This is a genomic window from Pelomonas cellulosilytica, assembly GCF_021353265.1.
Lineage (GTDB): Bacteria > Pseudomonadota > Gammaproteobacteria > Burkholderiales > Burkholderiaceae_C > Pelomonas > Pelomonas cellulosilytica.
In genome coordinates this window covers 271,409-298,118 of record NZ_JAJTWU010000005.1, presented here as the reverse complement: position 1 = coordinate 298,118, position 26,710 = coordinate 271,409, and the positions used below count along the sequence as shown (strand labels likewise).

31 protein-coding genes are annotated in these 26,710 nt (G+C 71.1%); 18 read left to right on the top strand and 13 right to left on the bottom strand.

Features of this window, described 5'->3' with window-relative positions; genetic code table 11:
* Positions 1-332: 332 nt before the first annotated feature.
* Positions 333-3,080 (bottom strand): polysaccharide deacetylase family protein, encoded by a 2,748-nt coding sequence (locus tag LXT13_RS14650; protein ID WP_233372680.1) that lies wholly within the window; start codon positions 3,078-3,080, stop codon positions 333-335.
* 129 nt (positions 3,081-3,209) lie between these two features.
* Here LXT13_RS14650 and LXT13_RS14645 point away from each other — a divergent pair, with 129 nt between their 5' ends.
* From LXT13_RS14645 to LXT13_RS14610, 8 genes are all read left to right on the top strand, one after another.
* The gene (locus LXT13_RS14645) at positions 3,210-4,022 is read left to right on the top strand and encodes a hypothetical protein (RefSeq protein ID WP_233372678.1); all 813 of its coding nucleotides are present in this window, start codon (positions 3,210-3,212) and stop codon (positions 4,020-4,022) included.
* A 68-nt stretch (positions 4,023-4,090) separates the two neighbouring features.
* Complete coding sequence (locus tag LXT13_RS14640) at positions 4,091-4,420, top strand: ArsR/SmtB family transcription factor (protein WP_233372677.1); 330 nt, start codon at positions 4,091-4,093, stop codon at positions 4,418-4,420.
* Between the two features lie 10 nt (positions 4,421-4,430).
* Positions 4,431-4,907 (top strand): ArsI/CadI family heavy metal resistance metalloenzyme, encoded by a 477-nt coding sequence (locus LXT13_RS14635; RefSeq protein ID WP_233372676.1) that lies wholly within the window; start codon positions 4,431-4,433, stop codon positions 4,905-4,907.
* Positions 4,908-4,910: 3 nt separating this feature from the next.
* A complete protein-coding gene (locus tag LXT13_RS14630) occupies positions 4,911-5,411 on the top strand; it encodes an arsenate reductase ArsC (RefSeq protein ID WP_233372675.1) in 501 nt (166 codons plus the stop codon).
* A gap of 2 nt (positions 5,412-5,413) precedes the next feature.
* A complete protein-coding gene (locus LXT13_RS14625; protein WP_233372673.1) occupies positions 5,414-6,076 on the top strand; it encodes an aquaporin in 663 nt (220 codons plus the stop codon).
* Between the two features lie 31 nt (positions 6,077-6,107).
* Positions 6,108-6,659, top strand: a complete 552-nt coding sequence (locus LXT13_RS14620; RefSeq protein ID WP_233372671.1) for an arsinothricin resistance N-acetyltransferase ArsN1 family B — start codon at positions 6,108-6,110, stop codon at positions 6,657-6,659.
* A 129-nt stretch (positions 6,660-6,788) separates the two neighbouring features.
* Positions 6,789-7,475 carry a hemerythrin domain-containing protein gene (locus LXT13_RS14615; protein WP_233372670.1) on the top strand — a complete coding sequence of 229 codons (687 nt, stop codon included), beginning with the start codon at positions 6,789-6,791 and terminating at the stop codon, positions 7,473-7,475.
* Between the two features lie 63 nt (positions 7,476-7,538).
* The gene (locus LXT13_RS14610) at positions 7,539-10,220 is read left to right on the top strand and encodes a winged helix-turn-helix domain-containing protein (RefSeq protein ID WP_233372669.1); all 2,682 of its coding nucleotides are present in this window, start codon (positions 7,539-7,541) and stop codon (positions 10,218-10,220) included.
* 35 nt (positions 10,221-10,255) lie between these two features.
* On the opposite strand, the gene LXT13_RS14605 is transcribed toward LXT13_RS14610, so the two are convergent.
* Both LXT13_RS14605 and LXT13_RS14600 read right to left on the bottom strand, forming a co-directional pair.
* The gene (locus tag LXT13_RS14605; protein ID WP_233372667.1) at positions 10,256-11,398 is read right to left on the bottom strand and encodes an MBL fold metallo-hydrolase; all 1,143 of its coding nucleotides are present in this window, start codon (positions 11,396-11,398) and stop codon (positions 10,256-10,258) included.
* The gene (locus LXT13_RS14600) at positions 11,395-11,760 is read right to left on the bottom strand and encodes a YkgJ family cysteine cluster protein (RefSeq protein WP_233372666.1); all 366 of its coding nucleotides are present in this window, start codon (positions 11,758-11,760) and stop codon (positions 11,395-11,397) included. The genes LXT13_RS14605 and LXT13_RS14600 overlap by 4 nt, the downstream gene beginning before the upstream one ends.
* A gap of 90 nt (positions 11,761-11,850) precedes the next feature.
* Here LXT13_RS14600 and LXT13_RS14595 point away from each other — a divergent pair, with 90 nt between their 5' ends.
* Entirely contained in the window at positions 11,851-12,171 is a 321-nt protein-coding gene (locus LXT13_RS14595; RefSeq protein WP_233372664.1) for a hypothetical protein, read from the top strand.
* Positions 12,172-12,178: 7 nt separating this feature from the next.
* On the opposite strand, the gene LXT13_RS14590 is transcribed toward LXT13_RS14595, so the two are convergent.
* The 9 genes from LXT13_RS14590 to LXT13_RS14550 all read right to left on the bottom strand — a co-directional run bounded on the left by LXT13_RS14590 (position 12,179) and on the right by LXT13_RS14550 (position 18,603).
* A complete protein-coding gene (locus tag LXT13_RS14590) occupies positions 12,179-14,257 on the bottom strand; it encodes a sensor histidine kinase (RefSeq protein WP_233372663.1) in 2,079 nt (692 codons plus the stop codon).
* Positions 14,254-14,952 carry a response regulator transcription factor gene (locus LXT13_RS14585; protein WP_233372661.1) on the bottom strand — a complete coding sequence of 233 codons (699 nt, stop codon included), beginning with the start codon at positions 14,950-14,952 and terminating at the stop codon, positions 14,254-14,256. The genes LXT13_RS14590 and LXT13_RS14585 overlap by 4 nt, the downstream gene beginning before the upstream one ends.
* Before the next feature lie 5 nt (positions 14,953-14,957).
* Positions 14,958-15,338: a type II toxin-antitoxin system VapC family toxin gene (locus LXT13_RS14580; RefSeq protein ID WP_233372660.1), complete on the bottom strand. Its 381-nt coding sequence runs from the start codon at positions 15,336-15,338 to the stop codon at positions 14,958-14,960.
* Positions 15,335-15,538: a type II toxin-antitoxin system VapB family antitoxin gene (locus LXT13_RS14575; protein WP_233372658.1), complete on the bottom strand. Its 204-nt coding sequence runs from the start codon at positions 15,536-15,538 to the stop codon at positions 15,335-15,337. The genes LXT13_RS14580 and LXT13_RS14575 overlap by 4 nt, the downstream gene beginning before the upstream one ends.
* Entirely contained in the window at positions 15,516-15,737 is a 222-nt protein-coding gene (locus LXT13_RS14570; protein WP_233372657.1) for a hypothetical protein, read from the bottom strand. The genes LXT13_RS14575 and LXT13_RS14570 overlap by 23 nt, the downstream gene beginning before the upstream one ends.
* An 11-nt stretch (positions 15,738-15,748) precedes the next feature.
* Positions 15,749-16,486: a DUF4261 domain-containing protein gene (locus LXT13_RS14565; RefSeq protein WP_233372656.1), complete on the bottom strand. Its 738-nt coding sequence runs from the start codon at positions 16,484-16,486 to the stop codon at positions 15,749-15,751.
* A complete protein-coding gene (locus tag LXT13_RS14560) occupies positions 16,479-16,880 on the bottom strand; it encodes a DUF1801 domain-containing protein (RefSeq protein ID WP_233372655.1) in 402 nt (133 codons plus the stop codon). The genes LXT13_RS14565 and LXT13_RS14560 overlap by 8 nt, the downstream gene beginning before the upstream one ends.
* A 12-nt stretch (positions 16,881-16,892) precedes the next feature.
* A complete protein-coding gene (sodC, locus tag LXT13_RS14555; protein WP_233372654.1) occupies positions 16,893-17,411 on the bottom strand; it encodes a superoxide dismutase family protein in 519 nt (172 codons plus the stop codon).
* Positions 17,412-17,478: 67 nt separating this feature from the next.
* Positions 17,479-18,603 carry an ATP-binding protein gene (locus LXT13_RS14550; protein ID WP_233372653.1) on the bottom strand — a complete coding sequence of 375 codons (1,125 nt, stop codon included), beginning with the start codon at positions 18,601-18,603 and terminating at the stop codon, positions 17,479-17,481.
* Positions 18,604-18,800: 197 nt separating this feature from the next.
* Between LXT13_RS14550 and LXT13_RS14545 the strand changes: the two genes are divergently transcribed.
* Both LXT13_RS14545 and LXT13_RS14540 read left to right on the top strand, forming a co-directional pair.
* On the top strand, positions 18,801-20,048 hold the full coding sequence (locus LXT13_RS14545; protein ID WP_233372652.1) for an SPFH domain-containing protein: 1,248 nt from the start codon (positions 18,801-18,803) through the stop codon (positions 20,046-20,048).
* Positions 20,049-20,054: 6 nt separating this feature from the next.
* A complete protein-coding gene (locus LXT13_RS14540) occupies positions 20,055-21,521 on the top strand; it encodes a hypothetical protein (RefSeq protein WP_233372650.1) in 1,467 nt (488 codons plus the stop codon).
* Here the strand turns inward: LXT13_RS14540 and LXT13_RS14535 are convergent.
* Positions 21,518-23,239, bottom strand: coding sequence for a sensor histidine kinase (locus tag LXT13_RS14535; RefSeq protein ID WP_233372649.1), 1,722 nt, complete (start codon positions 23,237-23,239; stop codon positions 21,518-21,520). The two genes, LXT13_RS14540 and LXT13_RS14535, sit on opposite strands and share 4 nt — an antisense overlap.
* Before the next feature lie 140 nt (positions 23,240-23,379).
* Between LXT13_RS14535 and LXT13_RS14530 the strand changes: the two genes are divergently transcribed.
* The 7 genes from LXT13_RS14530 (at position 23,380) to LXT13_RS14500 (ending at position 26,707) form a co-directional block, all read left to right on the top strand.
* Complete coding sequence (locus LXT13_RS14530; protein ID WP_233372648.1) at positions 23,380-23,727, top strand: YciI family protein; 348 nt, start codon at positions 23,380-23,382, stop codon at positions 23,725-23,727.
* Positions 23,728-23,994: 267 nt separating this feature from the next.
* A complete protein-coding gene (locus LXT13_RS14525; protein ID WP_233372647.1) occupies positions 23,995-24,399 on the top strand; it encodes a YciI family protein in 405 nt (134 codons plus the stop codon).
* An 8-nt stretch (positions 24,400-24,407) separates the two neighbouring features.
* Complete coding sequence (locus LXT13_RS14520) at positions 24,408-24,947, top strand: SRPBCC family protein (RefSeq protein WP_233372646.1); 540 nt, start codon at positions 24,408-24,410, stop codon at positions 24,945-24,947.
* Complete coding sequence (locus LXT13_RS14515; RefSeq protein WP_233372645.1) at positions 24,944-25,387, top strand: SRPBCC domain-containing protein; 444 nt, start codon at positions 24,944-24,946, stop codon at positions 25,385-25,387. Before LXT13_RS14520 ends, LXT13_RS14515 begins: the two co-directional genes overlap by 4 nt.
* 12 nt (positions 25,388-25,399) lie before the next feature.
* Positions 25,400-25,804, top strand: coding sequence for a VOC family protein (locus tag LXT13_RS14510; protein WP_233372643.1), 405 nt, complete (start codon positions 25,400-25,402; stop codon positions 25,802-25,804).
* A 5-nt stretch (positions 25,805-25,809) separates the two neighbouring features.
* A complete protein-coding gene (locus tag LXT13_RS14505; RefSeq protein WP_233372845.1) occupies positions 25,810-26,214 on the top strand; it encodes a VOC family protein in 405 nt (134 codons plus the stop codon).
* A gap of 10 nt (positions 26,215-26,224) precedes the next feature.
* Complete coding sequence (locus LXT13_RS14500) at positions 26,225-26,707, top strand: VOC family protein (protein WP_233372641.1); 483 nt, start codon at positions 26,225-26,227, stop codon at positions 26,705-26,707.
* Positions 26,708-26,710: the final 3 nt, after the last annotated feature.

Below are 26,710 nucleotides of genomic sequence, written 5' to 3'. Positions count from 1 at the left end.
ACGCAGACGGGACTTCGGGGCCGAGTGGAACACAGGTGGAAGGCGAGTTGATGTAGGGCGCGCGAAATCGCTACGGTGACGCCCTGCAGTCACTGCTCCGCACCTCATGTGAACGGCGTGAACCCGCAACGTTTCCGGTCCTTGGGGTTCACGTCCCCCTAGCTACGGCGCAGCTCAAGGAGGCAGAGCCCCTCATTCGATGTCCTCGGGCCTTCGCACCCTTGTCGCCTCGGCAAGTCGATGGAGAAGTCGAACGCCGGAGCGGATTTCAGGCCCATCAGCGCAAGGTGGACTTGGGTGCGTCGGCAAACGATTTGATGGGCTTTGGCATCTCACAATGCCTTCGGCCTCGTCGCCTCCGATGGATTCACCACCCACCCCTGCACTTCCGCCGCCCGCGCGTGCTTGGGCGCCAGCTCCAGGAAGGTCTTGTACGCCGCGATGGCCTTGGCGTCGTCGCCGGCCTGCAGGCGGGCGTCGCCGAGGTTGAGCCAGGCGAGCGACCGGCTCGCGTCCATCTCCACGGCCTTCTCGAACCAGCCCGCCGCGTCGGCGAACTTGCCGCGGCGGTAGAGGACGAAGCCGAGGTTGTTGGCCGCCAGCGCGAACTTGGGCTGCAGCTGCAGCGCCTCCTTGAACGCGGCCTCGGCCTCGTCGTAGCGGCGCTCGCGGTAGAGCTGCAGGCCGCGGTCGTTGGCGCGTTGGGCGGCGACGCGGGCGCCAGGGTCGACGCGAGCGGTCGTCGCGGCGAGGGCCTGGTCCTTGCCATCCAGACCCTTGATCGTCACCTGAACCGCGCTGGCCGCGCCGCTCGCGGCGGGGGCGGCCTGGCGGCCTGCTGTGCTGGCTTCGTCGAGCTTGGCGGCGAGCTGGCTGGCTTTGTCGTCCAGCTGCGCGACGGCGCCGCTGAGGCCCGGCTCCTGCGCGGTCGGCAACTCGAAGACGAACTCGCCGCCCTCGCTGCCCGGCAGGCTGCCGAAGGCGGGCGTCTGGTGGGCGATGGCCGACACGGCAGGCGCCACATAGGCGGCCAGTTCGGTCGCGGTGATGAGGCCGTCGCCGTTCAGATCCGCCTTGCCGTTGAGCGCCTGCAGCAGCGTCCACGTGAAGACCGAATGGCCGCCCGGGCCGTCGTCGGCCACCTGCTGGTCGGCGCCGCCGGCGGTCATCATCTGGCGGCCGATGCGGCGCGCATTCGTGCGGGCGAAGTTGCTGTCTGCCGCTGCGCTGCCGCCGCGCGTCAGGCCCAGGCCGGAGTAACACGCGTCGATGACGAACAGCGCATGCTTGGCGGTTATGGCCTCGGCCACCTCCTGCAGTTGCGGCATCGCGATGGCGTCGGCCTGCAGATCGTTGAGCCCGGCATCCACCGGCACGATGTAGCCCACCTCGCGGCCACTGGGCAGCCGGCGCGTGCTGCCGTGGCCGGCAAAGAACACGAACACGCGGTCGTCGCGTTTGACGCGCCTGGCGTCGCCGAAGCGGTCGTTGAGGGCCTTCAGGATGTTGGCGCGCGTCGCATCTCCGTCGGTCAGCAGCGTCACGTTGTCGGTCTTGAAGCCGAAGCGCGTGACGAGGGCCTCACGCATCGCCTGCGCGTCGCGCACCGCGTGCGAGAGCTTCGGCCAGGCCGTGTAGCCGTTGATCCCGATGACCAGCGCATGGCTCTCACGGTACAGCTCGCCGGGCGCAGGCGGCGGCGCGGCGGTGGCCTTGTCTGTGCTGACGACGAACTGGCCGTTCTGCCAGCTCGCGAAGCGCCAGCCGTCGGCGGCCAGCTGGTCCAGCACCAGCGGCAGCGCCTGCACGGTGCGGGCGTGGATGTCGTGGAACAGCACGATGCCGCGGCCCTGCTTGTCCAGGTCGGCCAGCACGCGGGCGGCGATGCTCTTGGGGATGGGGTCGCTCCAGTCCAGCGAGTCCACGTTCCACATCATCGAGCGCAGCTTCAGCGCCTCTATGGTGCTCAATGCGCCGTCGTTGCGCGCGCCGTACGGAAAGCGAAACAACGCGTCGCCATTGCGACCCGCCGCGTCCAGCAGCGCCTCCGTGTTAGCGGCTTCTTCCTTGACCTTGACGAGCTCGAACTTGCTCATCAGCCCGTGCGTGAAGCTGTGGTTGGCGATTTGGTGGCCGGCCGCCAGCACGCGCTTCGCCACGGCCGTGCCGTTGCCGGGCTGCGGCTTGCCGTCGGCGCCGACCTTGCCGAGGTTCTGGCCCAGCTCGAAGAACACGGCCGGCGCGCCATAGCGCCTCAGGATGTCGAGGATCTCGTCGGTGTAGCGGGCGTGCGGGCCGTCGTCGAAGGTCAGCAGCACGGTCTTGGGCGGCAGCTTGTCGCCGAAGACCTCGCGATCCTTGGCCGCCACGCCGCGCATGGCGCCCGAGGCGGCTGATGCCGGCACCTCGGGCGCCAGGTCGGTGGCCGCGGGCAGCTGCGCGCCGTGCTGCTTCATCACTGCCTCGCGGGTGTGCAGCGTCTTCAGCTTGGCGACGTAGTCGCTCCACTTCTCGCGCTTGAGCTCGATGCCGCGCCTGGCAAAGCCGCCGAACGCCTCCTTGAGTTCCTGCTCATAGGCCTTCTCCACCTCGGCCAGCGTGTCCAGGTCGTCCTGCGCGCGGCGCGCGAGCTTGATGCCGTCCAGCGTCTGCGCCGTCTTCAGGCCCGTGGCCAACTGGCCCAGCACTTCCTTGAACGCGAGGCGGTCGGCGTCGAACCAGCCGGGCTCGCTCTCGATGCGCGTCATCAGCGCCGTCGTGGCCGCCAGCGCCTCGGGCTTCAGCGCCGCATCGGCCAGCGCCTGCTGGCGCTGCAGCAGCTCGTGGAACAGCTGCTGGCCCAGTGCCTGCACCTCGCGACGCTGGGCCGGCGGCAGCGCGGCCTCGCCGTCCATCAGCACGACGATCTGGCGGTGCAGGGCCAACAGCGCGTCGGCCTCGGTGCGCAGCTGCGCGGTGGCGCCGGCGTCCTGCGCGGCAGAGGCGGCCGGCAGCGCGGCGGGCACGTCGGCGTGGCGCTGGCAGGCGGTCAGCACGAGGGTGGCGGTCAGCAGCAGGGCGGGTCCGGGTAAATGCTTCACGGGTGGGCGGGGTGTCAGGGAAGGCGGGCGGGATTGTGCGGCGAGGCCGTCCCCCCAAGTTGCGCCATTGACACCCCGGCGCGGCACTGTCCACACTCCGCCGCTTCGTTCATTCCGGAGTCGAGCGTCATGGTTGGTCGCGTCATTTCATGGGTTGCCGCGCTCGCCGTGGGGCTCGTCGTTTCGGTTGCCGCCCAGGCCGCCTCGCTGCGGGCCAGTTATGGTTTCAACGGCACGCTGGCCGCCGACCAGGCCGGTGCGCCCGCACTGATGGCCATCGACCCGCTGTCGCAGAACGGCTTCGAGACGGCGGTCGTCCACGGCGTCAGCCGCACGGTCTACCGCTGGTCCGGCGACGGCAGCGATGCGCTTCGCCAGGCCGGCCTTGCGCTGGATGCCAGCTCGTTGCTGCCGGACTACGCCAGCTACTCGGTGGCGCTGACCTTCGAGTTCGCCACGACGGCGCAAACGGGCAGCGGCTGGCGCCGCATCGTCGACACCGAGGCGCGCCAGTCCGACGCCGGCTTCTATGTCTCGCCCGAGCAGAAGCTGCAGACGGTGCAGATCTATGCCACCGACAACGTGCTGGTGTCTGGCAATACGAGCTTCACCACACCTGGCTTCCATGACGTGCTGCTCAGCGTCGCTCCGGAAGCGGGCCGTCAACGAGTGACGGCCTACCTGGACGGTCAGCTCGAGATTTCCACGCTGACCGACACCTTCACGCTGGCCAATGCCAACAACCCGCAGCACCTGCTGACGTTCTTTGCCGACAACGTCGCCTCCAACGCCCAGCAGGAATTCGCCAGTGGCCGCATTGCTTCGCTGGTGCTTTTCGACGCAGCCGTAACACCGGCAGCCGTGCCGGAGCCGCAGGTCGTGCTGCTGTGGCTGGCGGGCCTGCTGCTGGTGCCCGCGGCTGCGCGCGCCCGCCGCCGCTGACCCCACGGCGCAAGAGCCGGGTAGGGACCCGGCTTGTTTTTGAGTATTAGTTCGAGTATTCTGGAAATATGGATGAACAAGACGTCATCAAATCCCTCGCTGCGCTGGCCCAGCCGGTGCGGTTGAAGGTGTTCCGCGCGCTGGTGGTCACCGGCGAGGCGGGCCTGACGCCCGGCACGATGGCCGAAGGCTTGGATATTCCGGCCAACACGCTCTCCTTCCACCTGAAGGAGCTGGTCAACGCCGGCCTCGTGACGCAGGAGCGGTCCAGCCGCAACCTCATTTACCGCGCGGCCTACGAGCGCATGAACGCGCTGCTGGGCTATCTCACCGAGAACTGCTGCCAGGGCGCCGGCTGCGCCATGCCGGCGTCCTCGTCCACCCCTTGCTGCCTCTGAAGGAGTTCCCATGAAGCGCTTCCACGTCCATGCCCACGTCGACGACCTGCAGGCGAGCGTCGCCTTCTACGCCAAGCTCTTCGGCGCCGCGCCCACGCGCCTGGAGGCCGACTATGCGAAGTGGATGCTGGACGACCCGCGCATCAACTTCGCCATCTCCTCGCGCGGCGGCAAGCCGGGGGTGGACCATCTCGGCATCCAGGTCGACACTCCCGAGGAGCTGGCCGAGCTGAAGGCCCGCGCCCGCGAGGCCGACACGGCCCTGCTCGACGAAGGCGCCACCACCTGCTGCTACGCCCAAAGCGAGAAGCACTGGGTGACCGACCCGCAGGGCATCGCCTGGGAGCAGTTCCAGACGCTGGCCGACATCCCCACCTTCAGCGCCACGCAGGCGGCCGCCCCGCAGGCCGGCGCCTGCTGCCCGGGCGACGCGCCGCGCGGCAAGCCGGTGGCCATCGCCGTCAAGGCCGCCGGTTCCTGCTGCTGACCCATGACCACCCACGTCCTCATCCTCTGCACCCACAATTCGGCCCGCAGCGTGCTGGCCGAAGGCATGCTCAATCACTGGGCCCGCAAGCTCGGCCGCGACGTGCACGCGCACAGCGCCGGCAGCGCGCCCAGCGGGCAGGTCAACCCGTTCGCGCTCGCGGCGCTGCAGCAGGCCGGGGTGGATGCCGCCGGCGTGCGCAGCAAGAGCTGGGACGAATTCACCACGCCCGAGGCGCCGCCGCTGTCCATCGTCATCACCGTATGCGACAGCGCCGCGGCCGAGGCCTGCCCGGTCTTCCACGGCGCCGGTGCGCCACCGGTGAAGGTGCACTGGGGCTACCCCGACCCGTCCCTCGTCAAGGGCGACGAGGCCCGCCGCCGCGCCTTCGAGCTGACCCGCCAGGCCATCGGCTACCGCATGCTGCAGCTGCTGCACCTGCCGCTGGCCACCATGAACAAGCCGCATCTGCAGCAGGCGCTGTTGCAGATCGCGCAGAGCTGAGCGTGGCGCTGGCGCGCCGCGTGGCGGCGGAGGCGCTGGGCACGGCCTGGCTGCTGGCCATCGTCATCGGGTCCGGCGTCATGGCCGAGCGGCTGGCCGGCGGCAACGTCGCGCTGGCGCTGCTGGCCAACACGCTGGCCACGGTCGGCGGGCTCTACGTGCTCATCGAGGTGTTCGGGCCCATCAGCGGGGCGCACTTCAACCCGGCCGTCAGTGCCGTCATGGCCTGGCGCGGCGCGCTGCCGGCGGCGGCGCTGCTGCCCTATGTCGCCGCGCAACTGGGCGGCGCGGTGCTGGGCGCCTGGCTGGCCCATGCAATGTTCGACATGAACCTTCTGCAGTGGTCCACGAAGGTGCGCGGCGGCGCGGGGCAGTGGATCGCCGAGGCGGTCGCCACGTTCGGGCTGCTGCTGGTCATCCTGCGCGCGCCCGAATCTCGCGTGGCCGCCATGGTCGCGGCCTACATCGGTGCGGCATATTGGTTCACCGCGTCCACCTCCTTCGCCAACCCGGCCGCCGTCGTGGGCCGCATGGTCAGCGACAGCTTTGCCGGCATCGCGCCGGCCAGCGCGCCAGGCTTCGTCGTGGCGGAGCTGCTTGGCGCCGCGCTGGCCGCGGGCGTCGCCCGCTGGTTGGCGGCGCCCGAGGCCGCGATGGACCGTTGACAGCCGCCGTCGTCGGCCCGAGGCTGGCGCCATGAAGATCCGCACCGTCACGCCTGCCGATGCCGCTGCGCTTGCGGCCATCTACGCGCCCGTCGTCCAGCACACGGCCATCTCCTTCGAGACCGAGCCACCCGATGCGGCCGAGATGGCTGCCCGCGTCGTGAAGACGCTCCCCGCGCTGCCGTGGCTGGTGGCCGAGGACGCGGTCGGCCGTGTCGTCGGTTATGCCTATGCCGGCAGGCACCGCGAGCGCACGGCCTACCAGTGGTCGGTGGACACGACCGTCTACGTCCGCGAGGACCGCCGCGGCCAGGGCGTGGGCCGCGCGCTCTACGGTGAGCTGCTGCCCTTGCTGGCCGACCTGGGCTACTGCCAGGCGTTCGCCGGCATCGCGCTGCCCAATGCGGGCAGCGTGGGCCTGCACGAGGCGATGGGCTTCATGTCGCTGGGCGTCTTCCGTGATGTCGGGTTCAAGCACGGCGCCTGGCGCGACGTCGGCTGGTGGCAGAAGACGTTGCGACCGCTGGAGGAAGAGCCGACCGTGCCGCGGTCGTTTGCCGAACGCACCCCATCCCGCGGCTGACACCCCCGCCCCGGGCATGACACAAATCACGCGGCGTGCGGCCGGCGATGGCCAATGGCTCCTTTGGGCGATGGCGCTGCCCCAGCGTGGGGCAACACTGGTCCCGTCAAGCCCCAGGACCTTCTCTTCATGACCCCCGCGCCGCGCACCCCGCGCCACGACCCCTACCGCTTCATCCACAAGGGCCTGCGAGCCGCCCTGTTCGGCACCGTGCAGGCCCTCGGCCAGGCCGACCCGGCCGACGACGCAGCGCTGGCCGCCGCGCTGGACGGCGCCGACGACCTGCTGACGCTGCTGCTGGAACATCAGCGGCAGGAGAACCACTGGTTCCATGTCGCCATCGAGGCACGCCGGCCCGGGGCGGCGCAGGCACTGGGCGACGAGCATGCCCGGTCGCGCGAATCGCTGACCGACCTGCAGGACGACGTGCAGCACCTGCGCCGTGCCGGGCCGGCGTCGCGCGGCACGCAACTGCACTGGCTCTATCAGCGCTTCTGCGCGGTGGCGGCCGAGCAGCTGGTCCACATGGCCCGGGAGGAAGCTGAACTCAACCCGGTGCTGTGGCAGCTGTACAGCGACGACGAACTGCGCGCGCTCCAGCAGCAGCTGCTGGCGGCGTCGGAGCCGCGGCTGCTGCGGCTGCTGGTGCGGTGGATGAGCCAAGCGCTGGCGCCGCGCGAGCTGGCAGGCCTGTTGGCGCTGGCGCGCCGCATGGCGCCGGACGAGGCGTTCCAGGCGCTGATGGCCGATGTCGAGGCGCTCTCGGTCCCGGCGCGCTGGGCAGCCGTGCAAGTCGCGCTGGCGGACCGGCGCTAACCGCGAGGAGCGCGCAACACCTGCTGCAAAAAAAGGCAGCGCGCCACCATAATCCGCGCCACCATGGCCGCAGCCGACGCGCCCACCCGTCCGAGCTTCCCTGTCACGAAGATCCGCCGCCCGCTGTTGCGCGGCGGCTTGGTGGACCGTTCGCGCCTGGAGGACGACATCGCGCAGGCACTGACCCATGGCGGCGTCACTCTGCTGTGCGCGCCGGCCGGTTGGGGCAAGACGGTCGCGCTGGCCCGCGCCGTCGCGCGGCTGCCGGCGGGCGCTGCGCTGGCCTGGGTGTCGCTGGACGAAGACGACGACGTGCCCCGCCTGTTGGGCTGCCTGCTGGCAGCGCTGGACCCGTTCGACCTGCCCTGGCGCATCGACCCTGACGCGCTGGCCGCGATGGCCATGCAACCCGCCCACCTGCGCCGCGTGGCTGACGAGCTGCTCAACGCGCTGGCAGCAGCCGACGTGCCGCATGGCGTGCTGGTGCTGGACGACCTGCACCGCGTGCGCGAGGCGCCCGCCTTCGAGCTGCTGGACATGCTGGCCCAGCAGCTGCCGCCGCCGTGGACGCTGGCCCTGGCCACCCGGGTGGACCCGCCGCTGGCGCTGGCCCGGCTGCGCGTGCGCGGCGAGCTCAGCGAGTTTCGCCAGCCGGTGCTGGCGTTTGTGCCGGCTGAGATCCAGGCGCTGCGCGACCTGCTGGGCCAGCCCGGCGTGGCGGCGCCCGCCGGTGATGAGCTGCTGGCGCGCACCGAAGGCTGGCCCGCGGGCCTGCGGCTGTGTCTGTCCACCGGCCGCGCCGGCAGCGCGCCGGGCGGCGAGGCGCAGCGCCTGGTCTTCGCTTACCTGGCCGAAGAGATCTTCGCCACGCTGCCGGCCGAGCTGCGGGAGTTCCTGCTCCAGGTGTCGGTGTTGCACGAGCTGCGCGCCAGCCGCTGCGCCGCGGTCGCGCAGGACCCGCGCGCGCTGCAGCGGCTGGAGGACATCGAGCGTCGCGGTCTGTTCGCCAGCGTGCTGGACGTGGGCGACGAACTGACGTTGAAGCTGCACGACCTGTTTCGCGACTTCCTGCAGGACCGACTGCGCCGCGAGCAGCCCGAGGCCTGGTGCGAGTTGCTGCGGCGGGCCGCTGCCGGCGAGACCGACCCGCTGCGCCGCATCGCCTACATGCTGCAGGCGGGCGACTGGGACGCCGCCGAGCGGCAACTGGTCGACGCCACGCCGGGCCTGCTGCCCCAGGGTGGCGGCGCGCAGGCGCTGCGGCTGGCCGAACAGTTCCCGCCCGAGCGCCAGGCCACGTCGCCCCGCCTGGCACTGGTGCGCGGGTTGGTGGCCTTTCCGGGCTTTGCGTGGCGCACGATGCAGGAGGCCATGCAATGCGCCGTGGACGGCTTCGAGCGCGCCGGCGAGGCCGGGCCGCTGGCCCAGGCCCGCGCCTTCAACGCGCTGGCGCTGACGGCCACCGGCCGTGTCGACGACGGCCGCGCCGAGCTGGAGGCCATCGGACCGCTGCCGCCGGTGCTGGCCTTGCAGGCGCAGGTGCAGGTGGGGCGCTACTGGTCCACCGGCGCGCTGGGCCCCGCGGACGGGCCGGCCAGCTGCGTGCGCCACCTCGTAGACATCCTCGCCAACGGCGCACCGCCGTCGCTGTGGTTCAGCTGTGCGCCGCACTTCATGCTCATCGGCCGTGCTGGCATGAACGCCGCGCTGGCGCAGTACGTCTCCATGGCGCGCGCGGTGGCCGGCGACGGCCATGCGCCGCTGCGCGCCGTGGCCAACATCCTGGACGCCTGGCTGCTGATGTGGCGCGGCGAGCTCGATGCGGCCGAGGCCCGCTTCGCCGAGGTGGACGGCGACAACCGCTGGCTCGGGGAGCCGCGCAACCTGCGCATCCCCATCCTCGCGTTCCGCGCCGTGCGGCATGCGTTGCGTGGCGACGTCGAACCCTTCCGTGCGCTGGGCGTGGAGGTGCTGGCCGATGTCGACGGCGACCCGCAGCGGCGCGGCACCTGGCGCGGTGTCTACCTCTACATGCAGGCGCGCATGGCCGCCGGCCTGGAGGACTGGGACACGGCCGGCTGCATGTACGGCGAGCTGCTGCGCACGCCCGCCGCGCAGGAGTGGCCCTATCTGGCGCATGCGCGCGCCGCGGTGGGCGCGCAGTTCGCGCTGCGCGACGGCCGGCTCGACGCCGCGCTGCAGGCCCTGCGCCCTGCCGCGGCCGTGGCGCACGAGATCGACAGCTTCGGCCTGCATGCCACCGCCTGCCTGCTGCTCGCGCAGGCCGAGCTCAGCGCCGGCGATGCGCCCGCAGCGGCGCGGGCGCTAGCCCCGCTGCTCGGCGCCCAGGGCCGCGACGAGTTGGGCGGCGTGCTGCTGACCGGCGCCAGCGTGCTGCGTGCGCTGGTGGGCGCCGACTGGCGCGGCGCGCTGGACGGCCGCGGCCTCGCGGTGCTGCAGCGCTGGCTGGCGCTCAGCGAAGGCCTGCGCGGAGCGCGCCCGGCCGCCGAGCGCGAAGCCCCGGCGCCCGCCGTGCGCGGCCTGGCCGTGCATCCGTTGAGCGAGCGCGAGCTGGAGGTGCTGCAGCGCATCGCCGAGGGCGACAGCAACAAGCTCATCGCCCGGCAGCTGGACCTCAGCCCCCACACCGTCAAGCGCCACGTGGCCAACATCCTCGACAAGCTGGCTCTGGCGTCGCGCGGGCAGGCGGCGGCGTGGTACCGGGCAAACGAGGCCCGGCTCTAGGGGGCGACATCGGCAGGTCATCCGGCCGCTGGCGTTCAGTCCAGCGGCCAGGGCGCGGGCTTGGGCAGCCCTCTCGCTGGGCCAGCGTCACCGGTGTGCACGGCCCGGTCGGCCTTCGTGCCACCGGCCTCCCGCCACCACGGCGCCAGCCGCTCGCCATGTTCCGGCTCCATGGCCTCGCCGAGGCGCGGCATCAACAGCTGGGCGCCCTGCCGCGGCCCCAGCTGCAGCAGCGTCTCGGCCGGCTCGTCCCAGTCGTGCAGTGCCAGCGAGAACGTGCCCCAGTGCACCGGCAGGAAGGCGCCGCCGCCGAGGTATTGCAGCGCCTTCAGCGCATTGTCGGGGCCGAGGTGGATGTCGCCCCACGAGGGGTGGAAGGCGCCCACCTCCAGCATGACGAGGTCGAACGGCCCGAAGCGCTGGCGGATGGCGGCGTACTCGGGCGTCAGCCCCGTGTCGCCGCTGAAGAACACGCGGTGCTTCGGCGTCTCGATGACTTGGGACGACCACAGTGTCGCGTTGCGGTCCGTCATCGACCGGCCCGAGAAGTGCTGCGACGGCGCGGCGTGGATGCGCAGCTCGGCCGCTGGTGCCTGCCAGTGCTCCCACCAGTCCAGCTCGACGATGCGCTCGGCCGGCACGCCCCAGGCCTGCAGGTGGGCGCCGACGCCCAGCGACGTGATGAAGGGCACCTCCTGTAGCGTCACCAGCTCGCGGATCGTGCCGAGGTCCAGGTGATCGTAATGGTCATGTGAGATGACGACGGCGTCCAGTGGCGGCAGCGCCTTCAGCGCGAGCGGCACAGGCTGGAAGCGCCTCGGCCCGGCCAGCTGCGACGGCGACGCCCGCTTGCCCCAGACCGGGTCGGTCAGCACGCGCAGCCCGTCGATCTCGATCATCACCGTGGAGTGGCCCAGCCACGTGGCGCGCAGGCCGCTGCCGGCGGGCTTGAGCCAGGCGTCGCGCGGGTCGAGCGAGGGCAGCGGCCCGGCCGGCTTGCGGCGGTCGCCCCCGCGCAGGAAGTCACCCACCGACGGCCGCTCCGTGTGGTCACGCAGGCCGGGCAGGATGGGATGAACGTTGTGGAAGCCCTCGCCGCGGTCCGTGACGCGGTAGCGTGGGGACGCCCGCATGCGTTCGAGGCGCAGGCCAGAGGCGCGTTTGCCGAGGGATTTCATCGGTGAGCCGAAGCAGCTGCAAGGCCTGTCGATCTGGCGGCGGAAGCAGGCGTTTCAAGCCCATGCGCCGACCGCGCCTTCAGGCATTGCTCGTCGCCCGGCTGCACGCCGCGGCAGGTGCTGGAACGCTGTTCGTAGATGCCGCAGCTGACCGACTGCCCCACCTCGCCCTGCAGGGCGATGCAGCGCACAGGCCGCGCCTCGGTGCCGGCCATGCAGCGGTGCAGCTTGCCCACCGGCCGCGTCAGCGCTGCAGGCACCGTGCCGCCCGGCGCGTCGTCGGCCTCCGCCCAGTAGAAGGACACGCGGAAGACGGCGCAGCAGGCCCCGCAGCGCTGGCAGTCGAGATCGGCGGTGCTCATGGCGGCGATTGTGCAAGCGTCATCGCGCCGGCTCTTGAATCCGCCGGAGGCGGCGGCATGTGGGGATCATCGACTTTCAGGAGCCCTCCCGTGCCGCCCGTCGTCCGCCTTGCCGTCCCCGCCGAACTGCTGTCGCTCGTGCGCCTCGCGCAGTTGCTCGAAAGCGTGGAGCACCAGGCCGTCGACCCGCATCAGTACCGCCTGCTGGCCGAGAAGCTCATGGGCGAGCTGCGCGAGCACCAGGGCCACGAAGCGCTGCCGGGCCTGCTGGACCACTTTCCCGCCGCCGCCGAGGTCTACGAGAACCTGCAGTACGGCCACGCCGGCTTGGTGCGGGCGCCGCTGGAGATGTCGCTGACGTCGGAGCTGGCGGCGCGGGAGCTGCTCGGCCGCATCCGCCGCGGCGCTTGACGCCTGGTCAGGCGCGCCTGAGCGCGAGCTGGAACACGACGCCATCGTCCGCATTCCGCGCGGCGATGCTGCCGCCCATCTTGGCGAGATACGTCTTGGCCACGAACAGCCCCTGGCCGCGGCGCTGGCCGTCCTGCGGTTCGGCATCGCTTACGCCGTAGTCGAAGATGCGCGCGAGCTGGTCTTCGGCGATCTGCGGACCCTGGTTGTGGATGTCGACGGCGGCCATGTCACCGTCCAGTCGCAGCGCCAGCGTGACGGGCGTGCCGGGCACGCGATAACGGTCGGCGTTGGTCAGCACATGCGTGATGGCGTCTTCCAGCGGGTATTCGTCGGCCTGCACCCACACCGGCTCTGCCGCGGGCGTGTAGGCCACGCCGGCAATGCCGGCATAGGCCGCGTTCTCGGCCACGCCGCGCAGGAAGGCGTCCAGGTCCAGCCGGCCCACGGCCAGCGTTGCGGCGGCCAGTGCCTCGCTGGGTGAGGCCTGGCCGTAGAGTACCTTCACGGCCTGCTGCATGCGCTGCACATAGCGGCGGCTGGGGTCGTCGTCCGACCGGTGCAGCAGCATCAGCGACTGCAGCGGCGACATGATCTCGTGTCCCACGGCGTGCCATTGGTCGTGCTCGCGTTCGGCCCGCAGCTGCTCGCGGTGCAGGCTGTCCTTCACGCGCTGCATCAGGTCCGTCAGCACGCCGGCCAGGATGCCGACCTCGTCGCGCCCGCGCAGGTCGGCCACGTCCAGCGTGCCCAGCTCGAAGCGCTCCTCGGGCTTCTGCAGCCGGTGCGACAGCGCGGCGGCGCGCTTGGTCAGTGTCGCGACGCGGCGGATCAGCCCCATCTCGATGATGAGCCATGCCAGCGCAATGGCCGCCAGCATCGCGCCCACCGGCCAGGCCAGCCGCGCGGCGCTGGCGCTCAAGGACCGGTCCAGCCCCTGCAGGTCGCCGGCCAGCGTGACGTCGAAGCGGCCCATTGGTGTCGTCACCGTGTCGCGGGCCTTCAGCGTGCGTGGCGCCTCGGGCGCGGGCAGGTGCTGGATCAGCGTCGTCAGCCAGGGTGACGGCGGCGCCGTGGTGTCGTCGGCGCCCTGCAGCAGAGCGACGACGTTGCTGCCGCGCGTGATGGTCAGCGTCTCGCCTGGCGCCAGCGCGCTGGCGAGCTTGGCGAGGGTCAGCGGCGGCTGCGCGCCCGGCGTCGCGCTGTCGAACAGCACCGCGTCATCCGGGCCCAGCAACGCCAGCCGCAGCCCCGTGCGCGGCAGGTCGGCCGGTGGCCATTGCGGACCGCCGGGGCGGAACAGCGCCTCGCGGAAAGCGTCCACAGGCAGGCGTACGGAGACGGTCGTGCGGCGCACGCAGGGCTCGCCGGCTTCCGTCTTGCCGAGGCAGGGCCCCTCGCGCCAGACCCAGCCGCGGAAGTCGCGCTGCGGCCGCGCCTTGGGTGGCAGCGTCGTCGTGTTGCCGCTGCCAGCCAGCGTGAAGCCGGGCAGCTGGCCGCGCTGCGCGTCGAGCATCTCCACGGGCGCCAGCCAGTCCTGCTCGCTGCCGCCCTGCTGCAGGCGGATGTGCACGCGGTGCAGCCCGGCCAGGTCCAGCGCGCCGCGCTCGCGGGCCACGAGTGGCGGTGCGTCCAGCGTCGCGACGAGGTAGACGAAGCCGCCCGCGTACGCATTGCTGCCCACCGCTGCGCACAGGCTCGCGCCGCCGGGGTATTGCAGGCCGCAGCCCGCCATCTCGACGGCGCGCTGGGCCTTGGTCGCATCGTCGAAGTCGATGGCCGCGAACGGCAGCACGCGCGGTGCCACCCAGCCGGCGTCCACCTGGCTGGGCTCGGGGTTCAGCAGCGCGAGCTGGCCGGACGGATGCCGCAGCTGCGCGACGATCTCACCCAGCGACTTGGCGAACGTCTGCTCGTAGCGCTGCGCATTGCGCTGGCGCTCCTCGTTCAGCAGCGCTAGCGCGAGGGCCAGCGTGGCCAGCGCCAGTGCGATGAAGACGAGGTGGAAGACGATGCGGTTGCGGAAGGCCGCGACGCCGAGGCGCGGCACGTCGGGCAGAGGCAGCTCGACGCGGCCGAGCTTCATCCGCCAGACCAGCGGAACCCGCGCATCGGGATGTTCTCGATGCCATCGAAGCTCGGGTCCACGTCGCGGAAGGCGTCGCGGATCGTGGCAACGTGCTTGCGCACATTGTCGCGGTTGCGGCCGCTCTTCACGACGTCGAACAGCTCTTCATAACTGACCACCTCGCCGGAGCGCGCATGCAGCGTCGCGAGGATGCGCTGGGCCGTCAGCGGCAGGTTGATGCGCTGGCCGCGCCACATCGGCGTGCGCTGCTTCAGCGGGTCCAACTGCAGGCTGTCGTCGGCCCTGGCGGCCGGCTTGGGTGCGGGCTCCTTGAGGCGCGCGGTGCGCAAGATGTCCAGGAACGTCTCGACGAACTCGGCCTCGTCGAAGGTCGTCTTCTGCAGGTAGTCCCAGGCGTCCAGCGCCTTCATGATGCTGCGATAGATCGCCGCCGGCATGGCCGACACGACCAGCACCGGCGTGCCCAGGCCCTGCTTGTTGATCTCGTTGATCAGCGCCACGCCGGCATTGCGTTCGCGGCCGAGCTCGATGTCGAGCACGACGAGGTCGTAGCGTTCGCAGCTCAGCGCGGCTTCCGCCGCGTCGCGGTCGAAATGCTGGTCGACCACCAGCTCGGGGCGGGCGGCGCGGATCCAGCCCGTGAGTTGCGCGCTGGTGGTGGGGTCGTCTTCGATGACGGCGATCCGGGGCATGGCGGTCAGTGACGAAGGGACAAGTACGGAACGCTGAAGCGCTCGGCGAGCGCGCCGAGGCGTTTGTCGGCGGTCCAGAGGCGAGCCCCTGGGGTCATGAGCGTTGACGCCAACAAGTTCAGGTCGATCCAGCCGCACCCGAGCCCGAACAGTTGTTCCCGCTCGATGAAGGCCAGGACCTCTTGCAACTTCGCCTGCTGAGGCTGCTGGAGCGTCTCGAGGTCTGAAAGCGTCTGGCTCCGCTGCGGTGGGGCACCGCAGGCCACCTCGCCGAGCACAAGGGGATGAATCAGCACGCGATCCTGCACCAGCAGCGCTATCAAGGTGCCGTTGGGCTGCCGGAAATGATCGACCCAGACGGAGGTGTCGACAACGACACCGCTCATGACTTGCTGGTGTCTCGTTGCCGCGGAATGTCCTTCATCTCTGGGGCACTGCCGCCGAGAGCGCCGAGCCGCTTTGCCGCCTGCACGCGCACGAATGTCTTGATCGCTTCGCGGAAGAGATCTGCCTTGTCCATGGCCGGATCGGCCACCTCCAACGCCTTCTCGTACAGCGCGTCTTCAATGGTCACTGTGGTTCGCATGACCAACCTTGTCATCATGAATGATGCGAGTTTGCATCAATCCTGATGGCACCTCAAGCGCGGCGGCCCCGGTCCGGGAAATGCAGTGCGAGGGTGATCTCGACAACAGCCTCGCCTGTTTCGGCCCGTCGTCGAACAGGAACCGGGCAATGGACGCGAGCGTCGTATGGGCGCCGTAGCGGTTGTACGACTTGGCCATCAGACAAAGCTTCATGTTCGGACAGGCACCAGCCGCCAATGGCCGAACGGGTTGGCGTACAGCGAGTCGGCGTCGTACTCGGGGCCTGCGTCGTCGAGCACGCGATAGGCGGGCTCGTCCTGCGCTGTCGAGAAGGTCTGGCCTGCACGGACGGTGGGGGACTCGGTGAACAGATATCGCGTGAAGACGCGCAGCAGCTCGACGGCGCCAGCGGCGTCGCCGTCGTTCTCAACGATGGCGTCGCGCAGACCGAGGTTGTGCATGCCGCACGAGTAGACCTGCGGGCCGGTGATGTAGAGCACGTAGGCGCGGTGCGCGCTGAACAGGTGGAGATCGGCGCACAGCTCGCGCCAGGCGTCAGGCGGATGCGCGACGCCGCTGCTCTCTACCTTGACGCCCAGGCCGCCCGCATCCAGCAGGGCAGCCGCTGCCTGCATGAGCGCCTCGGCCTGGAGGGCCGTGCCACCGCCGGCCACCAAGTAGACGACCGAGGCATGGCCGTCGATACGGCGCATGTCGGGTGTGTCGGCCCAGTGCGGGCCCGCCGCACGGAAAGCGCCGCCTATGCGCGGGTCGGCAGCCTGGAAGTCCAGCTCGCAGTGGGTCTTCGTCTCCATGTGCATGAGCACCTGGCCGGCAAACAGGTAGCCGCTGTGGCTGTGGACGATCCGCTCGATCAGCGCTGCCCTTGACGACCAGGGGCCGGGGACGCAAAGGACGGTCAGCACCGGGGCGCCGCGTTCAGGCATGTTGAATCCATTGCCGCACGACCGACTGCAACGCCGGCAGCTTGGCGGCGAAGTCGTCGGCGGAGGCGAACACCACCTGGGCGCGGTCACGCCCCAGCCATTGGAGGAGGCCGTCGGGGTCCGCAATGGCCAGGCCGCCTTCGGGCAGTTCGCGGACCTTGGCGCCGAGGTGCAGGACGATGCTGAAGCCGTTCTTGGCGCGCAGGTGCGTGGTGGCGAAGTACACACCCGTGCGCCAGCTCGGCGCGTTCCACTTGATGCCCTCGGCGATGCCGCGGTCGATGGCCAGCATGGCCTGCCGCAGCGTCTCGATCTGTGCCTTGCAGGGGTGGTCGAGCGCCGCCATGAACCTGTCGACGGCGGTCGTCGTGTCGGCAGCGGTCAGCGTGCCCATGGCGGCAGCGCCTCAGCCCCCGATCACCCCGCACGCCACCCGCGCCCCGCCGCCGCCGAGCGGGGCGGGATGGTCGGCGTGGTTGTCGCCGCCGGCGTGGATCATCAGCGCGCGGTTCTTCACGTCGGCCAGCTTCAGGCGCGGCGCGAGCACGGGCGATGTGGCGCTGCCGTCGGCGGCGACGAACAGTGGCGGCAGGTCGCCCAGGTGACCGTCGCCCCAGGGCTCGCCGTGCTTCTTGGTGCCGGCCGGGTCGAGGTGGCCGCCGGCGGCGAAGGCGGGCACGGTGGTGCCGTTGTTGTCGCCGGGTGCGCAGGACGGCTTCTCGTGCACGTGGAAGCCGTGCTGGCCCGGCGGCAGGCCCTTAAGGTCGGGGTAGAAGGCCAGGCCGTAAGGCGTCTCGGTGATGCGCACGCTGCCGACCGCGGCGCCGTCGCCGGTCTTCTCGGCGAGATGGACGGGCACGGTGACGTCCGCGGCGAAGGTGCGGGTCGCGATCAGGCAGGCGGCGGCCAGGAGGGCGTGCTTCATGGGGAGGCTCCGGGGGGCGGGAATGCGCTGAGGATAGCGGCCGGCGCTGCGCGCCGCGTCCCTTCTTTCAGGCCGGTTTCACCGGCAGTGCCGCGTTCTGCGTTAGCCACGCGGCCATGACCGGGTCGCTGACGACGTACCGTCGGCTGCCCGGCTCGCGCTCCAGCAGGCCGCGATCCACCAGCGTCTCCACGGCCCGCGTGATGCTGGACGGCTGCACCTTGGCCTGTCCCAGGTCGACGGCGGCCTGCTGCAGCGTGGCTGCGGCGGTGAGTGGCAGGCCAGCATGCGCGGTGCGCAGTGCGAAGCGCTGCAGGTCCGTTAGGCCCGCCCACGCGGTGGACCAGGTGTTGACGGCCTTCGGATCCAGCATCGCGGCCAGGCCGTCCTCGACGCTCCAGCCGGGCTTGCTCATCGCGTTGCCCACGGCGTTCAGGAAGGGTGCCGGTTGGTGGCCCACGGCCTCCAGCACGCGCAGCGCGATCGCCTGGTTCAGGTCGCGCTGCGTGGCGGCGGCGTACTGCCTGGCCACGTGGCCGACGAAGTCCTCCTGTAGCAGCGGATAGGGCTCGGCGTTGGCGAAGTTGTAGAGCGGCGTCTGCGCGCGGCTGAACATCTCCAGCAGCAGCGTCTGGCTGGAGCCGCTGAACACGACGCCGACCCTGTCCGAGACCTGCGTCAGTCCAGCACGCAGCGCGGCGGCGATGGCGTCGGCGTCCGGCGCCTCGGCCACGGCCTGGAACTCGTCGAACACCAGCACCAGGTCGCGCCCGGCGGCTTCCAGCAGGCTGGTCAGCAGTGCGTCGAAGGCGAGGAAGGGGTTGTCGGGGATTTTGCGCTGGCCGACCTCGCCCAGCTCCAGCGACAGCCCGGCCGCGCCGATCTTGCGCACCGGCGTGCGGGCCAGCCGCCTGCCCGGCTGGCCGGGCGACAGCAGCAGGCCCTCCAGCGTCTTGTTCAGCGCGTAGTTGATGCTGTGCAGCGGGCGGGCCTTGTCCAGCCAGCACTCGACGTATAGGGGCAGTGCGCCGGCCTTGTCGATGGCGGGCATGACCTCCTCGCGCAGCAGCGTCGTCTTGCCCGTCTGGCGTGGGCCGAACATCGCGATGCGCTCGTGCCGCAGCAGGCGCTGCGCCAGCGCCTGGGCCAGCTTCGGGCGGTTGTAGTGCCAAAGCAGCGTGAGGTCGTTCATCGCGTTCGCAGTCCTTGCTGGGTTGTGGAATTTACGCACATGTGCGTAAAACCGCAAATCGACCAGGCCGACGGCGGAAGATTCCTTCCAGCCGGACGGAAGACTCCCGCCCCGCGTAGCGCTCGTCCCTTCCTGCCCGGACGGGAACCATGGCGGCCAGGCATCGACGACCGATGCCCTCGCCCCAGGAGCCCACCATGCTGCAACGCCTCAAGACCCTCGCCGCCGCCCTCCGCCAGGCTTTCGCCCATGGGGCGCGCCGCACGGCCGAGGCCACGCCCACCGCCGCCCGTTCGCTGCGCCGCGCGCTGCCACCGCTGCTCATCGTCAGCGCCGCGACGGCCGCCGGCTATGCCCTCGTCATGCACCCACCGTTCCAGGCCGTGCCGCGCGGCCAGGCGGCGCTGCGCACCAACCAGTTCAGCGGTGGCACGGCCGAGTTCCGCGACGGCAGCTTCATGCGCATCCCCGGGCTGCACGAGGTGCGCTTCTTCCCGCTGCGCGACCAGAGCTTCCACCCCGCGTCGCTGGCCAAGGCCACGGGCCCGTCGCCGCTGCAGTCGGTGGAAGGCTTGTCGCTGGGCCTGGACATGAACGTCCGCTGGGCCGTGGACCCGGCGCGGCTGCCGGAGCTGGCGCGCAAGCTGCCCGACGACATCGAGGCCGACGTCATCACGCCGGCCGTGCAGGCCGTCGTCTACAAGCAGATCGCCAAGCACACGGTGCGCGAGATCTTCTCCAGCCAGCGCGCCGAGATCGCCGCGGCGCTGGAGGCCGAGCTGCGCGCCAAGCTCGCGCCGGACGGCATCCAGCTCAAGGGCCTGCAGCTCGGCTCGGTGGACCTGCCGCCCGACTACCGCCGTGGCATGGACCGCCTGCTGGCCGACAGCCTGGCCAGCGAGCGCATGCGCTACACGCTGGAGATCAGCGAGAAGAAGGTCAAGGAGACCGAGCTGGAAGCCGCGGCCGACAAGGTGCGCCGCGAGACCGCCGCCGAGGCGGCCGGGCGCGAGCAGATCATCGCGGCCAGGGCGCAGGAAGAGGCGATGAAGCATGTGCTGCCCTTCAAGGAGAAGCAGATCCAGCAGCGCGCGCTAGAGGCCCAGGCCGACAGCGCCGCGCGCATCCAGCAGGCCGAAGGCGCCGCCAAGGCGCGCCGCATCGAGATCGACGCCGAGGCCGCCGCGCGCCAGAAGCTGGCCGACGCCGAGGCCTATCGCCTCGCGCAGGTTGGCAAGGCCAATGCCGCGCAGATGGCCACCGAGGGCGAGCTGCTGACCCGCCACCCGCTGCTGGTGCAGAAGGCCATGGCCGACAAGCTGTCGGACAAGGTGCAGGTCATCATCGCCCCGCCCGGCTCGGGCGGCTTCATCGGCAGCGCGCTGCTGGCCGGCACATCGCCCAAGGCCGCCGCGGCCGAAGCCGGCACCACGGAGAAGGAGTAAGCCGCCATGCGCCGCTATGCCCTGACCGTCGCGACCGCGATGTTGGCCGCCGTCGTCATCACCCGTGCCGAGGCCGCCGACTTCCCCCGTGCCGGCCTCGTCGTGCAGGACGCCCCGCTGCGCGGCGCGCCGCGCGACACCGCGTCGCTGCAGGCCCAGATGGGCCGCGGCGAGGCGCTGGAGATCCGCGCCGAGCGCGGTGACCACTGGCAGGTGTGGGACTACCGCCGCGAGCGCGGCGGCTGGATGCGCAAGGGCCAGGTGCTCGTCATGCCGCGCGGCGAGGCCGCGACGGCCGAGCTGCTGTCGCAGCTGCGCCTGGCGCGCCAGCAATGGGGCACCGAAGGGTTGGGCCTCGGCCTGGCCGCCGCCTACATCCAGGCCGCCACGCCCGACGAGCTGGCCGGCCCCGGCGGCGCCGAGGCGCTGGAGGCCATGGGCACGTTCGCCGAGCGCATCGCCGACCGCGCGTCGCAGCCCGCGGCCAAGCCCACCGAGGGCCAGCTCGGCGCGCAGATCGACGTGGCCGCGCGCTACGGCTTGAAGTTCATGCAGTTCGAGACGGCCGAGGACGGTCGCGTGCAGGTCTGCTACGAGGGCGAGGCCTTCCGCCGCATGCTGGCCACGGCCGCCACGCCCGAGCAGCGCGTGCGTGCAGCGCTGGCCTTGACGCGGTCCGACTGCCTGGACCCACGCGCCACGCCGCGCGAGGCCGAGGCACGCGACCAGTGGCGCCAGCAGGTGCTGGCCCAGGTCGATGCCGCGACGCTGCCGCCGCACTGGAAGAACCGCCTGTTGATGCGCCGCGCGTCCGTCGATGCAAGCCTGGCGTTCGCCCAGGCTCGGCGCGGTGCGGCGGCCGATGCGGCGCCGGCGCTGGCCGAATTCGCCGGCATCGCACCGAGCGAGCTGACGGAAGACGACCAGGCCGCCTATGCCGACGCCGCAATGCGCGTCAATGCCGCCCGCTGGCTGGGTGCGCCGGCCGTGGCGCGCGACTTCGGCGCCGTGCAGATCGCGCTGCAGCCGGGCGCCGACGGTGAGCGTTGCGTGGAGCTCAGGGCCGGCGGCAAGCTGGCGGCGCGTCGCTGCAGCTATGGCCAGGTGTCGCTCGCGTCTGCCACGCTGAATCGCGAGGGCCGCGCGCTTGCCCTGGCCGTGCAGCCACTGGACGGCTGGCGCGAGCTGTGGCTGTTCCAGAAGGACAGGGATGGCTGGCGCATCGACGTGATGCCGCCCGCGCCGGCGCAGCCCGGCCTGGGCGTGGCCGAGTTCGCCGGCTGGGTGCCGGGCGGTGCGCAGCTGCTGGTGGCGCGCGAGTTCCGCGCCGATGGCAAGTACCGCCGCAGCTTCGAGGTCGTGTCGCTGGCCACGCTGGCCACCGAGCGCCAGTCGCCCGAGCCGGCGCTGCTGGGCGCCTTCCAGCGCTGGAGCGACCCGGCCTGGCGTGGCGCGTCGCCGGTGCGCCGTTAGGCGACGGTGGCGGGGAGCGCCTCGGCCAGCGCCGAGTTGCCCAGCAGCGGCAGCAGCAGCCGCAGCACCGTGCCCTGCCCGGGCGTGCTCTCCAGCGTCAGGCTGCCGCCCAGCAGCCCGTGCACGAGGCTGTGCGCGACGAACAGGCCCAGCCCACTGCCGCCCTGGCCGAAGGTCGTCGAGAAGAAGGGCTCGAAAGCCCGGGCCACGTCGCCGGCGGGCATGCCGGCGCCATCGTCGCGCAGTTCCAGCGTCAGCCGCTGCGCGCCGTCGCGGCGCGCGGTGACGGTGATGCGCCCGGCCGCGGTGCGGAAGCCGTGCACGCAGGCGTTCTCCAGCAGCTGCTCCAGCACTTGCTGCAGCACCTCGGCATAGCCCTCCAGTGCCAGGCCGGCCGGCACGTCGCAGGCCAGCTCCACATGCTCCACCTCGAGGCGGGTCTTCACGCGCGCCCACGCCTGCAGCACGGCGTCGCGCAATTCGAAGCTCGAGCGCTCCGCGCGGCCGCTGCCTTCGGTCAGCTGCCGGAAGCGATTGACGAGGCTCAGCGCCCGCGAGACGTTCTGTTCCACCAGCGCCGTGCCCGAGCCCGTGCGCGCCACCCAGTCGGCCAGCTCCTGGCGCTTCAGCGGCGCGCCGCCGTCCATGCGGCCGGCGAACTCCGCGCTGCCGGCGCGCAGTGCGCTGATGCCCAGCAGCGCATTGCCCAGCGGCGTGTTCATCTCATGGGCGATGCCGGCCAGCAGCTGGCCCAGCGCAGCCACCTTCCGCGTGTTGACCAGTTCGTCCTGTGCTGCCAGCAGTTCGCTCGTGCGTCGGGCGACCTGCTCCTCCAGCCATTGCGACGCGCGGCGGCGCTCCTCGGCGCGGCGCTCCTGGTCGATGGCGATGCCGGCCAGGTGTGTGGCGGTGTCGAGCGCCGCCAGCTCCTCGGTGCTGGGCCGGCGCACCTCGCGGTAGTACATCGCGAAGCTACCCACCACCTGATGTCCCGGCCCGTGGATGGGCGCCGACCAGCACGCCCTCAGGCCATGCGGCAGCGCCAGGCCTCGGAAGTCGGCCCACAGCGGATGCGTGGCGATGTCGTCGACGATGACGAGACGGTCGTCGTGCATCGCCGTGCCGCAGGAGCCCACGTTGGGGCCGATCTCGGCGCCCATCAGCGCCTGCAGATAGGCGGCCGGCAAGCGCGGCCCAGCACCGCCGCTGATGTGCCGGCGGTCCAGGTCGAGCAGCAGCACCGAGCAGTACAGCCCGTCGAAGGGCGCCTCGATGAGCGCCGTCAGCCGGTTCAGCACGGCCTGCAGCGGCTCGCCAGCCGCCACCATCTCCAGCAGCTGGTGGCGCGTCTGGTTCAGCGCCTCGGTGAACTGCACGCGGCTCAGGTCCACGAGGCAGGCGGTGACGGCCGCATGAGCCTCGGAACCGGGCCTCATCAGGTGCAGCTCATGCGTCCGGGCCTGGCCGTCACGGGTCTCGAACTGCCAGGGCAGGCTCATCGCGCCGCCGGGCGGCAGGCGCTCGACGAAGCCGGCCAGCGCCTCGGCCGAGTCGCGGCCATCGGGTTGCCGGGATGGGCAGAGGCGGGCGAGCGGCAGGCCGCGCAGCGCCTGGATGTCGTGGCCCAGCACCCGGGCCTCGGCGGACGCAACGCCGATCACCGGCAGCGCCGGCGTGGCCTCCAGCTGAAGTACTGCGACATGGGTCTTGTCGTCCATCCCGGCCTCCGCTCGGTTGCGGGCTTATGCTGCCCTTTCCGATGACTAACTGTGCCCCATCCGGGCGCTGCGGGCCAACTTTCGTCGCCCGGCGCCGTCCGGCGCCAGAATCGTGGCTTCAGCCCCACGGTCACACCACCATGCCCCAGATGCTGCTCATCATCGAACCTCCCGGCCAGCGTACGGAGCGCGGTCGCACCGCCGGCGAGGCGGCCTATGACCGGATGCTGGCGTTCGCGGATGAGCTGAAGGCCGAGGGATTGCTGCTCGGCTTGAACTCGCTCAGCACCCAGACCCGGCGCCTGAGCAAGCGCGGCGGCGGCACGGAAGTCTGGGACGGCCCTTTCGCCGAAGCGAAGGAGATGGTGGGTGGCTACTTCCTGCTCGACACCGAAGACCCCGCCGTGGCCCAGGCCTGGGCCGAGCGTTGCCCGGCCGCCGAGTACGCCATCGTCGAGATTCGGTCTACGGGGCCGTGTTACCTGTGAGCCCCTCGCCCGGTATGCGCTGAACGCAGGCGTGGCGGGGCGGTCTTGCCGGCCGCGCTGAGGACGAGCCGCAGCCCTTCGGCACACGCATGCCACCCACCGGGCGCCGGGCGTCCGGCCTCAGCCCCAAGCGGCCGGCGCTCGGTCCGAAGCCCCGCGTCTCAAGCCTTGGTGATTACCCGAGGTCTGTCGAATGGCGCGCGCCAGGATCGTCGTGGGTAGGAAGGCAGCGCATGCGGCGCCGCCGCCCCACCCAGGAGATCCGCCATGCGATTCATGATCCAGGTCCGCGCCACCGCCGTCAGCGAGCGTGGTGACCCGCCCGGCCCCGACTACGCCCCGCTCTTCCAGGAGATGGGCGCCTTCCACGAGGAGATGGCGCGCGCCGGCGTGCTGCTCGACGGCGCCGGCCTGCGCCCCAGCCGCGATGGCTGGCGCCTGCGCTACCGCGCCGATGGCAGCCGCGAGCCGGTCGACGGACCGTTCGCCGAAACCAAGGAGTTGATCGCCGGCTATACGCTGATCCAGGTGCGCTCCGAGGAGGAGGCCCGCGCCTGGGCCAGCCGCTTCCCGATGCCCTTTGTCGGCATCGACTGCGAGATCGAGGTGCGGCGCCTCTACGAGGACGCCGATTTCGCGCCTGGCGGCGACATGGCCGTCCGCACCGAATGAGGCTGGCCATGAGCAACCTGTCCATCGTCTTCATCTGCCTGGGTGTCGCGTTGCTGATGCTGCTGGCCTATGCGTCCACGCGGCCGAGCGACTTCCGCGTCGAGCGCCGGCTGCGCATCGCCGCGCCGGCCGAGCGGCTGTGGCCGCTGGTCAGCGAACTGCGCGCCTTCAATCGCTGGAACCCCTACGAACGCAAGGACCCGCTCATCAAGGGCCAGTACGCCGGCCTGGCCGGCGGCATCGGCTCGCGCTATATGTGGGAGAGCGACAAGGTCGGCACTGGCAGCCTGGAGATCACCGGCCTGCAACCGGGCCGCGCCGTGCAGATGAAGCTCGACTTCGTCAAGCCCTTCGAGGCGCACAACCTCGCCGAGTTCACGCTCGTGCAGGCGGCCGATGGCGCGACCGACGTGACGTGGCGCATGCAAGGCCCGGCCAACTTCCTCAGCAAGCTGATCGGCGTGTTCATCGACATGGACAAGATGGTGGGCCGCGACTTCGAGGACGGGCTGCAGAACCTGCGCCAGCTGGTGGAGGCCCGCGCATGAAAGATCTTGACTTCGGCATCGACATCGCCGCCCCGCGCGAGCGCGTGTGGGACTGCATGTTCGACCCGCTCGCCTACCGCGACTGGACCCGCGCCTTCGCCGAGGGCTCGTACTACGAGGGCGTGTGGGCGACCGGCCGGCGGCTGCGCTTCCTGGACCCGCAGGGCTTCGGCATGGAGGCGGTTGTCGACGAGGCGCTGCCCCACGAGCGCCTGTCGCTGCGCCTCATCGGCGAGATCAAGGAGGGCCGCCCGGTGGCGGGCAGCCCGCTCGTTAAGGCGCCCGCGCACGAACGCTACGTCTTTACCGCGACGCCCCGGGATGGCACGCACCTGGCCGTCCACCTGCAAAGCTGGGACGACGGTTTCACCGACTTCCTGCAGACCACCTGGCCCCAGGCGCTGCAGCGCCTGAAGACCATCGCCGAAACCCCAACCTGAACGGAGCACCCCATGCAGATCAAGATCGCCAGCATTTTTGTGGACGACCAGGACAAGGCCCTGGCCTTCTACACCGCCAAGCTTGGCTTCAGGAAGATGGCCGACATCCCGATGGGCGAGACCTACCGCTGGCTCACCGTCGTCTCGCCCGACGGCGTGCACGGCGTGGAGTTGGCGCTGGAAGGCACGCGCTACTTCGAGCCGGGCCGGCTGTTCCAGCAGGCGCTGTACGCGGCCCGTCGGCCGGCGACCGCCTTCGTCACCACCGACGTGGCGGCCGAAGCGAAGACGCTGCGCGAACGCGGCGTTATCGTTCATGGCGAGCCGGAGGACATGGGGCCGATCACGGCGGTCATGTTCGAGGACGGCTGCGGCAACTTCATCCATCTCGTCCAACCCAAGGCCCAACCGCAATGACCACCATGCACAAGCAGATCTTCGTCAACCTGCCATGCAAGAACCTGCCTGCCAGCAAGGCCTTCTTCGAGGCCATGGGCTACCAGTTCAACCCGCAGTTCACCAACGATGTCGGCGCCAGCCTCATCCTGGGCGACAACCTGTTCGCGATGCTGCTCACCGAGGACTTTGCCAAGGGCTTCACCAGCAAGCCCATCGCCGATGCCAAGACCAGCACCGAGGTGCTCGTCTGCCTGAGCTGCGAGAGCCGCGAGGAGGTCGACAGCCTCGTTGCCAAGGCCCGCGCCGCCGGCGCCAGCGTGCCGCGCGAGCCGCAGGACCATGGCTTCATGTACGGCCATGGCTTCGAGGACCTGGACGGCCACATCTGGGAACTGGTCTACATGAGCGGCAGCCCGGGCCAGCGCTGAGGAGACCGCTATGCAGATCCAGAAACTCACCCCGTTCATCTGGTACCAGCGCGGCGCCGAAGACGCGGTGGCGCACTACCTGGAGACCTTCGGCACGGGCCGGGTGCTCGACACGCACCGCTGGGGACCGGACTCGCCCGGCGAGGCGGGCACGGTCATGCTCCAGCAGTTCGAGCTGCTGGGTCTGCAGATGACGGCCTTCAACGGTGGGCCGCACTTCAGGCTCAACGAGGCGTTCTCGCTGACCGTCGCCTGCCAGGACCAGGCCGAGATCGACCACCTCTGGGAGCAATTGCCCGCTGGCGGCGGCCGCGAAAAGGCCTGCGGTTGGGTGGAAGACGCGTGGGGCCTGTCGTGGCAGATCATCCCGGCGGCATGGTTCGACATGGTGCGGGACCCCGATGGCGCTCGCGTGCAGCGGGTCTTGCAAGCGCTGTGGGGCATGGGCAAGATCGACCTCGCCCAGCTTCAGCGCGTCTACGACGGGACCTGATCC